Source organism: Leclercia sp. LSNIH8 (assembly GCF_002920195.1).
In the GTDB taxonomy this organism is placed as follows: domain Bacteria; phylum Pseudomonadota; class Gammaproteobacteria; order Enterobacterales; family Enterobacteriaceae; genus Enterobacter.
In genome coordinates this window covers 1-14,326 of record NZ_PQJY01000008.1, presented here as the reverse complement: position 1 = coordinate 14,326, position 14,326 = coordinate 1, and the positions used below count along the sequence as shown (strand labels likewise).

10 protein-coding genes are annotated in these 14,326 nt (G+C 59.1%); 5 read left to right on the top strand and 5 right to left on the bottom strand.

Features of this window, described 5'->3' with window-relative positions; all coding sequences use genetic code 11:
- Positions 1 to 232 precede the first annotated feature (232 nt).
- The 5 genes from lpxP to C3406_RS19575 all read right to left on the bottom strand — a co-directional run bounded on the left by lpxP (position 233) and on the right by C3406_RS19575 (position 7,518).
- The gene (gene lpxP, locus C3406_RS19595) at positions 233 to 1,153 is read right to left on the bottom strand and encodes a kdo(2)-lipid IV(A) palmitoleoyltransferase (RefSeq protein ID WP_103824697.1); all 921 of its coding nucleotides are present in this window, start codon (positions 1,151 to 1,153) and stop codon (positions 233 to 235) included.
- 248 nt (positions 1,154 to 1,401) lie between these two features.
- The gene (locus C3406_RS19590; RefSeq protein ID WP_103824698.1) at positions 1,402 to 2,847 is read right to left on the bottom strand and encodes a hypothetical protein; all 1,446 of its coding nucleotides are present in this window, start codon (positions 2,845 to 2,847) and stop codon (positions 1,402 to 1,404) included.
- A complete protein-coding gene (locus C3406_RS19585; protein ID WP_103824699.1) occupies positions 2,844 to 3,188 on the bottom strand; it encodes a hypothetical protein in 345 nt (114 codons plus the stop codon). The genes C3406_RS19590 and C3406_RS19585 overlap by 4 nt, the downstream gene beginning before the upstream one ends.
- Before the next feature lie 94 nt (positions 3,189 to 3,282).
- A complete protein-coding gene (locus tag C3406_RS19580; RefSeq protein WP_103824700.1) occupies positions 3,283 to 6,615 on the bottom strand; it encodes a CapA family protein in 3,333 nt (1,110 codons plus the stop codon).
- A 24-nt stretch (positions 6,616 to 6,639) separates the two neighbouring features.
- Positions 6,640 to 7,518, bottom strand: a complete 879-nt coding sequence (locus C3406_RS19575) for an alpha/beta hydrolase family protein (RefSeq protein WP_233210578.1) — start codon at positions 7,516 to 7,518, stop codon at positions 6,640 to 6,642.
- Between the two features lie 116 nt (positions 7,519 to 7,634).
- On the opposite strand from C3406_RS19575, the gene C3406_RS19570 reads away from it, so the two are divergent.
- The 5 genes from C3406_RS19570 to C3406_RS19550 all read left to right on the top strand — a co-directional run.
- Positions 7,635 to 9,296: a Mur ligase gene (locus C3406_RS19570; RefSeq protein WP_103824701.1), complete on the top strand. Its 1,662-nt coding sequence runs from the start codon at positions 7,635 to 7,637 to the stop codon at positions 9,294 to 9,296.
- 9 nt (positions 9,297 to 9,305) lie between these two features.
- A complete protein-coding gene (gene lapG, locus C3406_RS19565) occupies positions 9,306 to 9,998 on the top strand; it encodes a cysteine protease LapG (protein WP_103824702.1) in 693 nt (230 codons plus the stop codon).
- Between the two features lie 9 nt (positions 9,999 to 10,007).
- Positions 10,008 to 11,954, top strand: a complete 1,947-nt coding sequence (gene lapD, locus C3406_RS19560; RefSeq protein ID WP_103824703.1) for a cyclic di-GMP receptor LapD — start codon at positions 10,008 to 10,010, stop codon at positions 11,952 to 11,954.
- Positions 11,955 to 12,022: 68 nt separating this feature from the next.
- Positions 12,023 to 12,322, top strand: a complete 300-nt coding sequence (locus C3406_RS19555) for a tryptophan synthase subunit beta (protein WP_236560462.1) — start codon at positions 12,023 to 12,025, stop codon at positions 12,320 to 12,322.
- Positions 12,323 to 12,597: 275 nt separating this feature from the next.
- On the top strand, positions 12,598 to 14,326 hold a 1,729-nt coding region (locus C3406_RS19550; protein WP_146052665.1), incomplete at its 3' end, for a retention module-containing protein.

Sequence of the window (14,326 nt, the reverse complement as noted above, 5' to 3'; positions counted from 1 at the left end):
ATTCTGTGCTTTCAGGTAGCCAGACGGCGCTAATGTACGCTTAAATTTCGGGAGTGACAAGAGGCATTTTTCTAAATAATTTCCACGACTTACGAGTGTCGTGGAACGGCGACAGTTTAATTTCGGCAGGTAATAAATTGTCCTTCAGCAAGATAGCCTGCTAACGATAAACCTAAGTGATTACAGGTGATTGAAAAGGTTAGTTTCTAAAAGAAACTAACCTTCGACGGGGTTAAAGATAGAGGGAAGCGTGCCCCACAGGACGCGTTTTAAAACGGCGATGCACCCATAAATACTGTTCCGGCGCACGCATGATCTCGCTCTCGATCACCCTGTTGATGTAAGCCGCGGCGGCCGCCTCTTCCTGGGGATAGTTCTCCATCTCCGGCATGATAAACAGGCGATAACCGCTTTTATCGTCTTTTCTGACCATGGTAACCGTCAGCATCACCGACTTTGAAAGACGGTGAATCACAAATGTGCCGTTAGTGGTTGCCACCTCCTTTACCGCGAAGAAGGGGGCGAAGCTGCTGCCATTGCGGCCATAGTCCTGGTCCGGAGCAAACCAGACCGCTTCGCCTTTTTTCAGGGCGCTAACCAGCCCACGTAAATTATTGCGGCTGATCATCGCCTTATTTGAACGCATGCGCCCGCACGTCTGCACCCACTCCATCAGGGCGCTATTGTGCGGACGATAAGTAGCCATCATCGGCTGGCACAACCCCATCACCCGGCCACCCAGCTCCAGCGACGTAAAGTGAACGCCGATCACCATCACCCCGCAGTTTTTTGCCTGCGCGCGCTGCAAATTTTCCAGGCCTTCAACGTCAAACCACTTACGTACCCGCGAGTCCGGCCAGAACCAGGCCATCCCCGTTTCCAGTAACGCCATGCCGATAGATTTAAAATTTTCACTAATGAGATGATCGCGCTCTGCAGGGGAGAGCGCCGGAAAACAGAGTTCGAGGTTTCTGCGCGCGATAGATTCACGGCGCTTCAGAAAACGACGCGAGAGGCTTCCGAGACCGGCACCCAGACAGCGCAGCGCCGGATAAGGTAATTGCACGAGCAGCCACAGGAGGCCCAGACCAAACCACGTAAACCAGTAACGCGGATGCAGAAGCGTGCGCGTGAATTTGCATTGAGACAAGATAAAACGACCTTTGTGAAGAGTATGTTGGTAGCCCCAGACTGGCGCTACGCCGGAATGTTAATAAGACCCGCGGTAATCGTATTGGTTCATGGCTGAAACCGTACATGCCCGGAGTCTGAAAAAACGGCAGTTGGCGTTGGGCGGCGTAATGTAGCACTGATATATCTTAACTGCTAACACTACTTTCGAGCAAAAAATAACCGGTAAAATCGCTAAAACAGGAGGCTATTTTTATCCGCATTAAGAGGCTATTCATGAGGTCTTTCATATCCAAAATCAAAGCCGAGCAGCACGTTCTGGCGTAAGGCGTGATTTAATGGATAGCTGTAACTCTGCCCGATGCTGACCGTATGGATCGCCCGCAACAGCGTGCCGCCGCTAAGGGATGAGGGGGTATTGGTGATCGCCACTTCCGCTCCCTGCAATGCGTGCCGCAGCGACTGATAGGCCGGAGAAGCCGTAATGCTATTGTTCGTCACGCTGCACAGGCCGAGCAGCAGGCAGATTAACAGCACCGGGAAGATCAGCGGATGGCGGTTGAGCAGGCGAACGGGCCGCCAGGAGGTGACAGAGAGCAGGGCGGCACTTAACGGGAGAAGCAGCAGATAGAGCAGTTTTGCCAGGTGAGTGAGGGCGCCGAGCAGGGAGAACATCAGTGCAATGGGAGGCACAATCACCGCCCGCGCCGCATCCTCGCCCCGTTTTTCATTTGCTCCGCCTGCACCGTAGCTGGTCAGCGCAGCCTGCAGGCGGGGGAGTTGGTGTTGCACGGCGTAGTCAAGATGGGGAGCCTGCAGCGCCAGGGCGAACTGTTTCAGGGCGTCCTCTTTCGGATATTCAGGCTGCACCCGGGTTTGCAGCGGCAGGGCCAGCTTTTCCCGCAGCCTTTTCTGTACCGGTTCCAGCATGAAAAACGTCTCCCAGTCGAGGCGGGCCGGGATTGTCACCCCATGATAAAGCCCATTTTTCCGGGTATCGCTGTTATAGCCGAGATAGTCGTTATAAATGTCCGCGCGCGCGGCCAGCCAGAGTTTGTAATAGCCGAGGAGCCCGCCCTCCTGAACGCTGATGCTGTCGCGCAGGTTTTGTGCCGCCTCCCGCTCAAGCAGTTCGTGATAGCGGCTGACCGAGCTCATAAGCAGCGGCAGCATCGCCAGAAACGCTTTTCCGGATGGACTGGTCCAGGTTTCGCGCTGACTGCCATCGTCATCAAGCGGGATCCCCGCCAGCGTCTGGTGCCCGTCAATTAAGGAGTGCTGATAGAGCTGCGCCAGCATCGACTTCTGGCGAAACTCGCCGGTGCTTTGGGCAACCTGGCGCTCAATAACCCACTCCACCGTTTGCCATGTCACCACGCCGGTGAGCAGACAGAGCGAGAACACCATGCCTGCCACCCAGGGAGCGGGAAACACAATGTCGCGTTTTTTCAGCCAGGCGTTGCACGCCAGCACCAGCTGGAATACCAGCAGCGCGGCGGCGATGGCGGTTAGGGCCCGACCATAGCGCTCCATATTGTGGATATCGTCGGGGGTAGAGAGACTTCCCACCAGATCGAGCAGGCGCGAGTTAAAGGCCAGCTCGCAGATAAGGTAGGTGAGGGTGAGGAGAATAACCACCGCGTTTTGCCACAGCGGCAGCGTAGGGCGCTTAATATCGGCCCGGTTTTCCAGTTCACCGAGAGCGCGTTCCGTCATGATTTCAGCTCCAGGCTGGTCTGACGGGTGATCGCAGGTTGCCAGATCTGCTCCGGCAACGAGTTATCCAGCACCGGCACGACCCGGGGCGCGGGCGGTTCTGCGGCTTTAACCTGAGGCCGTTTTTTTACTTTTACGGGCGGCGCAGGGGGCGCTTCTGGCGTGTTCAGGAACGATTCAGGTGCGCTATATGCGGGCTGCACAGGCGCAGGGCGAACATATTTCGGCGCTACGCGCGCCCGGCTGGGATTCTTATCATGGCTAGCACAACCGCTTACGCTCAGAAGCAGCGTTAACAATACCACCCCGCAGCGGGGCATTTTTTGCAGTGGCACGCTCATCAGTTTGTCCTGACTCTGTCGCACAGCGGAGTGACGTCTTTTAAATGTAATCGGGAATTTTAATTCAGGTAGTTGTATCGCTTAAAAATTCTGCTTACCTCCCGGCCAGCTGAGCCAGCGGCATGATCAGCCTGCATTCACCCTTCTCACTGACGGCGCGCCAGCCCGCATCGGACGCCTCTTCCCGGGTAATGGGCATGCCCTGCGCGGTCAGCTGCGCGATCAGATCCGCAAATTCCGCCCCGGTCACCGGGCGGGGCTGCCAGAAGGTCTGTTTATTGTCGGTCAGGATCGGCAGAAGCACGATCTGCGGTTGCGGGGCGCCGAGCAGCAGGCGGACGACAAAGCCATACGGCGGCACGCCTCGCGACTGGTATTCACCGTTACTGTTAAACACCCCGTTGCCGATGCTGTAGATCACCAGACTTTTGCCCAGTTTTACCGCCTCGCCTGCCATGTGCGGCCCGGAGCCGATAATCAGGTCGGCTCCGGCCTCGCAGAGACGCTGCGCCAGCGCCCGCTGTCCCGCCGTTGTCCCCTGGTAATCTAGCCCCCAGTGAGCGAGCACGATAGTGGTGGCTGGCCGGGGGCGTGCTTTCTCCAGACGCAGCTGTTCAGCCAGGCCGCCGCTCAGGCAGGCGACCCCTGCCCGACGTGGGCGGGCATAAAAGGCGCAATCCTGCTCCATATAGCGCCGGTACCAGTAGGCGCTGAAAATCTTGTACTGTCTGCCGCCCACCGTCAGCACCAGCGGAGCGTGGGCCTGCTGCGCATTGCGTCCGGCGCCGATGCAGGCAATGCCGCCGTCGCCAAACGCCGCCAGGGTGCTGTCCAGCCCCGGCAGTCCGGCATCCATGGCGTGATTATTGCCAAGGGCCACCGCGTCGATACCCTGTTTACGCAGGGCGGTAACCGAGGCGACCGGTTCCCCGGTCAGGCAGAACGGCTTTCGGCCTTCCAGACTGGCGCGCAGATCGGTGGCGAGGGCCGCCTCAAAGTTGGCAAGAGTGAAGTCGCTACCGCGCAGCAGGGGGGCGATGCCCAGAAAGCTGTGATCGTAGCCGTAACGTTGCAGGGCATCATCCAAACCCCGCGCCTGTCGCTTGCGGGTATACCACTCGCCAAAATAGGTATCGCCCAACAAGGTGAGGGTCGCCACAGGTTTGTCGATGTGCCGTTCGACGGGCACCGGTGCGGGCTCTGCGCCATCCACTCCGGCCAGGAGCCCATCCAGCAGATAGTCGAGATGAAAGGCATCATCTGCCCCGGCAGTGCAGGCCAGCCAGAGTTCGCCTGCGATCCACTGCAGCGCAACGCCCCAGCGTCCGGCGCAGAATTGTCCCCATGCGCTGCCGTTGCTGTGCAGGTTGCCGCTTTTACGGTACACCCGCTCGCCTATAGCCGCCTCGTGCTCACCCAGCCACGTAAGCCAATGCGGGTAGCGCAGCTGAAAATGGTGCATCAGCCTGGCGATATCCGTAAGCGTGGTGCGCTGGCCGGGGCGGGGACGACCGGAGACGTTATTGATATGGGTGTGGCGCATCTCCAGCTGGTCAACAAGGCTGCGCAGCGCCTTCAACGCCTCCGCGCTACTGCCTGCCAGCGTTTCCGCCAGATGAATGGCGGCGTCGCAGGCGTTGTGGATGAGCATCCCCTGCACCAGCGATTTCACGGTTGCCGTGCTCCCCCGTTGCAGGCCAAGAGCCGGATTGCCCTGCAGAACATGGGCGGCGATGCCGTGCATCTCAACAGGCGTCTCAAGGGTTATTTTTTTCGCCAGCAGACGTTCTGCCAGGCAGACGGCCAGCAGCAGCTGGCTCAAGTACGTGGGGGCAAACGCGCTGTCGCCCTGCTCAGACAGCCGGGTTTCGCCGGTGGTAAGATTCATCAGCAGACGGGCGGTTTGCCCTTTTGCCAGGGCTGGCGACGCGGTAAGTCGGCGCTTCAACAGGCCGACAACCCGCCTGAAGTCGGAATTACGCACGCTCCCTTTGACCAGCACGATATCACCGTCGCGCAACGTCGGCGCAGCGGCCTCCACCAGCGCCTCTGCGGTGCTGAAATGGCCGCCGCGAACCTCTTCCGGCAGGGCGTCGTGCAGGGTACGCATCTCGTCACCGTGCAGAAATGCCTGCTGGCAGCTGGCCGCCAGCAGGGGCTGCGCCAGCGAGCGGTGGATGGCGGCGGAGTGATCCCCGAGGTTGATGATCCGCCCCAGCAGGGCGATCACCCGGCCACCGTCTTCCTGCGCACGCTGGGCGGCCACCTCAAACGCGTTGAGCATCGACAGGTATTCGGCGTTATAGCTGTCATCAATCAGAGTGACAGCCCCGCCGCCCTGCAGCGGCAGCGCGGTAATGCCCATGTGCTGACCATCGCTGCGCCAGGCTTCAAGGCTGGTAACGATCTCCGCCAGGCTCACTCCAAGCAGGTCGGCGGCGATAAGCGAGGCCACCGAGTTAAGCGCGGCGCCTTTGCCCGGCACGGTCAGCCGGTAACTCAGGCTCTGCTGGTGGACGTTGAGTGTGATCAGGCTGCCGTTGGCATCCTGGGTAAATGCCGTGATCCGCACGTCGGCGTCGGCATCAAACCCGTAGCTGATGATGCGGGCACCGTCGCGGGTAACGCTGGCAGCCACAGTGTTATATCCGGCCATATCACGGTTTAAAATGGCATAGCCACCCGGAATAAGTCCGTGACTGATGCGCGCTTTAAAGCGGGCCACATCATCGAGAGAGGTCACGCTCCTGCCCACCTGGGTAATGCCGATTTCGGTGATAATGACGATATGCGGCTTAATGCGCGGGCCGATCCCACCGTTGCGCATCCACAGAGCAGAGATCGCCACTTCCATTACCACCGCCTGCGGATTGCAGACTGCACGCGCCAGCGTGATGGAGGCACCTGTGCGGGTGTTGTGGTTCCCGCGGCTCGCCACTACCGACATGTGGTTTGCCAGAATGCTGTTCAGCATCTCTTTGGTCGAGGTTTTGCCTACCGTACCGGTGATCGCCACCAGCTTGCCGTCCAGCCGCCGCCGGGCTTCTTCTGCAAGCCAAAGCAGGGCCTGATAGCTGTTGCCCACCACCAGCTGAGGAAAGTCCGGAGGCAGACCGTCAACCTTGCGCTGGACGATGGCCCCGCAGTAACGAGAGGCGTGGCGGGAAAGCGAAAGATGAGTGTCATCCCAGCCAGCGTAAATACCGGTGTTGCCGGAGCCCTTACGCCAGGTGTCGGGATCGATGGCGACAAAGAGGCAGGGATGGCCAGGCTGCGCCTTATCATGAAAAAGGACAATGTCAGTGGCGCACCAGCCTGCATCCGGGCGATTGTACCAGATGCTACCGGGTAGTTTTTCGAGTTCGGCAGCGGTCCATCCCGGTGCTTGCGTCTCAGCGCGTGGCTGGCGGGGCGGTTTCTGGCTCATATTTTTATTTCTGCTTTTTTGGGCTTATCCGCGTAGCGGACAAAGGCGAATGGCGTTGATTGCCGCATTTCCCGTCAAATCATGATATTCCGGCGGTCTGGCGGGGCGTTCGAGCAGTTCTACCCGGTGGCCATGTTCCCGCAGCGCATCCGCGAATCGCGCCTGCAGATCGAACGGCGTATTGCGATCCTGCGGGTTGCCGATCACCAGGATCAACCGGAAGGGATCGGCGGCGATCCCACTGACGTGATCGAGGGGATCCCACGGGTGAGGAAGGCCGGTGCCGTCCAGTGCAGGCGCCGGGGCTTCGCCACGCTGCAGGCGCATGCGCTGCGCCCGCTCCAGCAGCCCCCAGGCACCGGAGCTCAGCACCGCGCAGTCGATGTCCCGTCGACCGGTAGTCAACAGCGCCGAGGCGGCGGTGGCACCTCCGCTGTGTCCGCTGAGAATAAAGCGCTGAATACCGTAGCGGGCCTTGATAGCATTGAGGGCGGCATCGATAGCCTGGAACTCTTCCGCCTGACGACGGTGGTAATGGTTACCGCTGGAACCGTAGGTGCCGGGGCGGGCGAGAATGATGGTCGGCAACCCGGTCTGGCGTAGGATGGCCCGGGCCTGACGGCGTTGGTCGGCGGCGGTATTCCCCGGGATGGTGGCGGGTGGGCGCTTTATCTGCGAGACGCGGTCGCCTTTCAGCATCACCACCGCCAGCGGGGCGGCCTGCAGATTGCCTGCGCTGAAATAGCGCATACAGGCGTTGCCTTCAGGGTAGTGTACCCACACGGCATCGTCGCCGGTCGGGCAGTGCTGTCGGGAGGCCGGCTGGTTCCACAGCAGCGGCGTCTCAGCGTAAGCGAAAACGCTGATTAGCAGCAGGCTCCATACCGCGAAACATCGACTCACACCACCGCCCCGGAAGAAACAATAGACATACAGAATACACAACTTGTCACACATAATGGTATTATCTGGTTAGGATTATTCTGACAGGGTTTCCTCAGGCGTTATCAGGAGTAAAAATGCCGCTCAGCCAATTACTGGCGCAAATCCGCCCGGCGATGGAATTGCTGGACGTCGCGCCCAAACCACCGATCTGCCCCGCCTGGGCGATCTTTTTTAGTGCTTCCGATGGTCAAAGCCGTGCGCATGTTGTGCAGGGCTGTGGCGACACCTTCGATCACGCCTGGCAGCAGGGTGTAAAGGCGCTGCTGCAGTGGCAGCAAAAGAGTGGGACGGAAGTTTGCTGGCTGCGCGTTGACCTTGTGGATCAGGTGCAGGCTCTGCGCTGGGATAACCTGCAAGCCCGCTTAGCCAAAACCAAACGCAACTATTTTCGCTTTGGCATCAGCCTGGATCCGGCGTTTCGCTACGCGATGCTGGAGCAGGAGATCGCGGCCAACGCGCTGCTCTATCACGGCGATCACGGCGTTGCCACGCCCAATGCCACTAATCTGGCCCATTTTTCCCGCCGCCGCTTCGGCGCCGTACTGAGCTGGCCGGAGCAGCCTGACCAGACGCTCTGGCGCTTCACCACCCGGGCGCTCTTTTGCGGCGGCGAGCAGGTGCTGCCCATCGAATCGACCGGACGTAACAGCGGCTACCGCCAGCTACCCGACTGGCAGGCGACGGCGCTTGAGCCGATGATCGCCTCCGCCACCGACTATCTTGCCCGCCAGATTACCCCTTCCGGGCGCTATCAGTACGGCTGGTTCCCCTGTTTCGACCGCGCTATTCCCACCTATAACGCCTTGCGCCACGCCAGCTCCACCTATGCACTGCTCGAAGGCTGGGAAGTGACGCAGCAGCCTGAACAGTTCGCGGCAATCGAGCGGGCGCTCAACGACCTCTGCGCCAGCTTTATCCGTACTTACAGGCTGCCGGACGGCAGCGACGCCGATTTCCTGGTCGATACCGGGGATGAGATCAAGCTTGGCGGCAATGCGGTGTGTATTCTGGCGATGGCGAAATACAGCGAGCTGACCGGCGATGAGCGATATCTGGAACCGATGGCGCGGCTGGCGAACGGGATCGGCTTTATGCAGGATCCGCAGACGGGCGGCTTTGTCCATGTGTTGCACGCAGGGGATCTGTCCCTGAAGGCGGCGCACCGCATTATCTATTACGACGGGGAAGCCGCCTTTGCGCTGATGCGTCTTTACGGGCTGACCAAAGCGCCGCGCTGGCTGGCAATGGTCGAACGGGCGATGGAGCACTTTATCCAACAGAAGCACTGGCAGGCGCACGATCACTGGCTCAGCTACTGCGTCAACGAGCTGACGATCTATCGGCCGCTGGAGCGCTATTACCAGTTTGGGCTGGATAACGTGCGCGATCATCTCGACTTCGTTCAGAACCGCGTCACCACTTATCCTACGCTGCTTGAGTTAATGATGGCGGCCTCACGGATGATCGCGCGGCTTGAGGCATCGCCCCATAAACATCTGCTGGCGGGCTTCGACATGACGGTGTTCAACCAGGCGCTGGAGAGCCGCGCCCGCTATCTGGCAAACGGCTTTTTCTGGCCGGAACTGGCAATGTTCTTTAAAAACCCGCCACGCATCGTCGGCAGCTTTTTTATTCGTCACCACAGCTATCGTGTGCGAATCGACGACGTTGAGCACTACCTTTCCGGCTATGTCGCGTACCGTAAGCGCTGGCTGGTCCGGTCAGGCGAGAAGTAAGTTAACGCCATGCGGCTTCCTCCTTCTCTTCTGGCGAGCTATCGACGCTGGCTGTCGCTCTGGCTGGTGCTGCTGCTGGTTATCTCTCCCGGGCTCGGCGCCGGGTGGGATTTCAGCGCTATCAGCACCCGTACCGAACGGCTGTATGGCCCGGCTACCCCCGCCGCCCGGCAGCGGATTGATGAGTGGGCCGCGTTGCTTAAACAGCCGTCGCAGGGCACGATCCATGACACGTTAAACCGGGTTAACCAGTTTTTTAACGCCCGGATGGCGTTTCGCGATGATATCGTCGTCTGGAAGCAGCAGGATTACTGGGCAACGCCAATTGAGTTTTTACGTCAGGGGGCAGGGGACTGCGAGGACTTTGCGCTGGCGAAATATTTCACCCTGCGCGAAATGGGCGTGCCGGCGAACCAGTTACGTATTACCTATGTTAAAGCACTCGAACTGAATCAGGCGCACATGGTGGTGACATGGTATTCCACCCCCACGGCGATCCCACTGGTTCTGGATAACCTGAAAACCGCCATCTTGCCTGCTACACAGCGTACCGACCTGCTTCCGGTCTACGCGTTTAACGGCGAAGGGCTATGGCTGCCGCAGTCCGGCGGCAACAAACGCGTGGGCGACAGCAAACGGCTCTCCCGCTGGCAGGATCTTCTCACCCGTATGCGTGCAGAAGGATTTGTAATTAATGAATAGGATAGGGCCATGTCTCTTTATAAACAGCTACTGATTGGCATCTGTTTATTTACGCTCGTCATTTTCTGCGGCAACTTTTTCGTTACCCTGGAAAGCTCACGGGAGCAGTACCGCAATCAGCTTAGCGCCCACGCGCAGGACGCGGCGACGGCACTGGGGGTGTCGCTGACCACCCATATCGACGATCCGACCATGACCGAGTTGATGGTGAACTCCATCTTCGACAGCGGCTATTTCTATCGCATTCGCGTGATCGATATTAAAACCAATAAACCGATTATCGAGCGCAGCGACGTACCGCAGAGCACCCGCGTACCGCAGTGGTTTGTGCGGCTGGTGAACCTCAGCCCCGGCGAAGGGGATGCCATTGTGATGCGGGGCTGGACGCAGGTCGCCCGGGTCGAAGTGGTCAGCCATCCGATGTTCGCCCTGGCCCGCCTGTGGAACAGTATCGTCGCCAGCTTTTTGTGGCTGATCGGCTGTAGCCTGCTGTTTGTGCTGGCGGCTACCCTGATGTTGAACCGCATTCTGCGTCCGCTTAACTATATTGCCGGGCAGGCGATGGCCATCTGCCGCCGCGAGTTTCTCAACATACAGGCGCTGCCGAAAACGCCTGAACTGCGCCGGGTGGTGGACGCCACCAACATGATGGTGACGCAGCTCAAGGTGTTATTCAGCGAGCAGGCCCGGCGTACCGAAGCGCTGCGTCAGGAGGCCTATCACGACAGCCTGACCGGTCTGAGCAACCGCCGGGCGTTTGATATGCAACTCCAGTCACGCCTGAGTGATGAAGAGAACGCCGCTGGCCATATGATGCTGCTGCGGGTGCAGGATCTGATGGGGCTCAACCAGCGTCTGGGTGGGGCGAAATCCGATCAATTGCTGGTAGCCGTGGCGGATATCCTGAGCGGTCTGCAGCGCAACTATTTCCACAACGAGGGTTTTTTAGCCCGTGTACGCGGCGGGGAGTTTGCCATTATCGCCCCGCAGATCCTGGGCCAGGACCTTGATAATCTGCGCAACACCCTCAGCACCCAGCTGAAGGCGCTGTCTGAGATGGGCATGAGCGACGTGACGCCGGTGGCGCATTTTGCCATGGTGCCCTTTAACCCAGGCGATACGCCCCAGGCAGTACTGGCCCAGGCGGACCAGGCGCTGGCGAGAGCCGAAACCGAAATGCGCATCTTTGCAACGCCCGATACCGCATCGGCCACCGAGAGCGAAGACGATCATCACAGCTGGTACACCCGTCTGGACGCGGTGCTGACGAGCGGCGCCTTCGCACTCTTCTCGCAGCCGGTCTACGCCTGCAACAACGCGCGTGAGGTGCTGCATCATAAGATCCTCGCGCGGATTAAAACCCCGGAGGGCGAGCTGGTGCCTGCGGGGCGCTTTATGCCGTGGATCCACCGGCTCAATCTCAGCCGCCGCATGGACATTGTGATGCTTCAGCAGACCCTAAGTGAGCTGGCAAAATCACCGCGTCCGCTGGCGCTGAGCATCAGCGGGGCCAGCGTCGCGGATGACCAGAGCCTGAATGCTCTGCTGCAGCCGCTGAAAAGCGCGCCGCAGCTGGCAACCTGGCTGACGTTTGAGCTGGATGAGAATGAGCTGCCCGATGTCGAGAGAGTGAACGTTCTGGTCAGCCGCCTGAAGGCGTTGGGGTGTCGTCTGGGGATCCAGCACTTTGGCGGACGCTTCCACCTTATCGGCAATTTGCCGCAATGGGGGCTGGCCTGGATTAAGGTTGATGGCAGTTATATTCGCGATATAGACAGTGAGGACGATAAAAAACTGTTTATTGAGGCTATTTACTGGGCCGCCCGTCAGATAAATCTTCCTTTAATTGCTGAGCGAGTGGAAACGGCAGGTGAACTGGCGATCCTCGAAAAAATGGGGCTGTATGGCGCAATGGGGCGCTATTTTGCTGATGCCAGTACGCTGGGTGGAAATTAACCTCACAGGTTATACAGAGGCTGAATATGTATTATGTAGAACGCGATACGGAAAGACGAATAATTCGGGTGGAATTGACACCTTTTTCCGCAATGACAGAACAGCACGATCTCTGTACGCCCGAGATTGACGAGTGGTTGCGCCAGCGTGATATCCGCGAAGCCACGCTGTATCAGCTGCGGCAAAGCGACCTTGAGATGGTGCGTGTGCTTGAGGATCTGATCGAGGTTCTGATGAGTAAAGGGGTTATCACCATTACTGACCTACCGCCTGCCGCACAGGCCAAACTCACCAGCCGTGCACAGGCGCGTCGCTCGCTGAGTGGTCTGGAAGGGTTAATCGCGGATGAGGACGAGGGGCTTATTTAGCCTCTTTTGCGTACCGGGATTAATCAACAGTTAATAGGGGGATATTTCCCTGGCTCCCTATTTTGATAGTACAGATCTTTTTAGTTTCCTGTTTATTCATGGCATCTATTAATATAGCGCACTGATCCGTATCTGCATCAATAAATCTGGTGCATAAAGGCGTATTGTAGTCATAGTTGCACAGCATATTACTAATACAGATTAAATACTCTTTTAGCATTCTAAGCCTGAGAAATGGATGAATTGGGCAAGAAAAAGATTGAGGGAGACAATATATGAGTGGCGTATCCGGGATTGTCAAAGCAGTAATCGGGCAGGTATTTGCCGTCAGCCCTGACGGCAGTAAGCGTTTGCTGACCGAAGGCGACCGCGTTCTCGAAGGAGAACACGTCCAGACGGGAGCGGCTGGCGCAATTACCTTATCTTTGCCGGATGGCAAACAACTGGATCTGGGGCGTGACAGCCAGTGGGACAGCTCAGGGCACTTAGTGGCAGAGGCCACGGCGACCCAGCAGCAGGACGTGGCAGCCATCCAGCAGGCTATTGCCGACGGGCAGGACCCGACGCAAACCCTGGAAGCGACAGCAGCTGGTCCGCAATCCGGTAATTCTGGCGGCGAGCCAGGCGGCAGCGGCGGCGGGTCACATACCCACGTCGTGCTCGATCTTACCGGCGAAATTGTTGATCCCACTGCGGGTTACCCAACGATCGGCCTGGATTTCCCCGATGATGAGCCCCCGGAAGAATTAACGCTGCTCGATATTGATGATTCAGATGCGGATGCTGATGCGGACGCCGATGCAGATGCGGATGCTGATGCCGACGCTGACGCAGATGCAGATGCGGATTCTGATGCCGACGCGGATGCGGATGCCGATGCCGATGCCGACGCGGATGCCGATGCCGATGCCGACGCGGATGCCGATGCTGATGCTGATGCTGACGCAGATGCGGACGCTGATGCGGATTCTGACTCCGACGCGGACGCCGATGCCGATGCGGACGCTGATGCGGACTCTGACGCCGACGCAGATGCGGATTCTGACGCAGATGCCGATTCTGATGCAGATGCGGACGCAGATGCGGATTCCGATTCTGATGCCGACGCCGATGCGGACGCTGATTCTGATTCCGATGCCGACGCGGATGCGGATGCCGATGCAGACGCTGATGCCGATGCGGATTCTGATGCTGATGCGGATGCGGATGCCGATGCCGATGCCGACGCCGATGCCGATGCCGACGCGGATGCCGATGCCGATGCCGATGCCGATGCGGATGCCGATGCCGATGCCGATGCCGACGCCGATGCCGATGCCGACGCGGATGCGGACGCCGATGCCGATGCCGATGCTGATGCCGATTCTGATTCTGATGCAGACGCAGACGCAGACGCAGACGCAGACGCCGATGCGGATTCTGATGCCGACGCCGATGCCGATGCCGATGCCGATGCCGATGCCGATGCCGACGCGGATGCGGATGCGGATGCGGATTCCGATGCTGATGCCGACGCCGATGCTGACGCTGATTCGGATTCGGATTCGGATGCGGATGCGGATGCGGATGCGGATGCGGATGCGGATGCAGACGCTGATGCCGATTCTGACGCTGACGCTGACGCAGATGCGGACGCTGATTCTGATTCCGATGCGGACGCCGATGCCGATGCCGATGCAGATGCTGATTCTGATTCTGATGCAGACGCAGACGCAGACGCAGACGCCGATGCGGATTCTGATGCCGACGCAGACGCCGATGCGGATTCTGATGCCGACGCCGACGCCGACGCCGATGCTGATGCTGATGCGGACGCGGACGCCGACGCTGATGCTGATGCGGATGCCGATTCCGATTCTGATGCGGATGCAGACGCCGATGCGGATTCTGATGCCGATGACGAAGCTGATGCAGATGCCGATGCCGATGCGGACGCAGAAGCAGATGCCGATTCGTATGCGGAAGACGATACTGCTACCGATACAGAACCGGAACCATACTCCG

Coding starts and splice junctions, on each gene's coding strand:
- C3406_RS19590 (WP_103824698.1), bottom strand. CDS start 2,847: ATGACGGAACGCGCTCTCGGTGAACTGGAAAACCGGGCCGATATTAAG.
- C3406_RS19585 (WP_103824699.1), bottom strand. CDS start 3,188: ATGAGCGTGCCACTGCAAAAAATGCCCCGCTGCGGGGTGGTATTGTTA.
- C3406_RS19580 (WP_103824700.1), bottom strand. CDS start 6,615: ATGAGCCAGAAACCGCCCCGCCAGCCACGCGCTGAGACGCAAGCACCG.
- C3406_RS19570 (WP_103824701.1), top strand. CDS start 7,635: ATGCCGCTCAGCCAATTACTGGCGCAAATCCGCCCGGCGATGGAATTG.
- lapG (WP_103824702.1), top strand. CDS start 9,306: ATGCGGCTTCCTCCTTCTCTTCTGGCGAGCTATCGACGCTGGCTGTCG.
- lapD (WP_103824703.1), top strand. CDS start 10,008: ATGTCTCTTTATAAACAGCTACTGATTGGCATCTGTTTATTTACGCTC.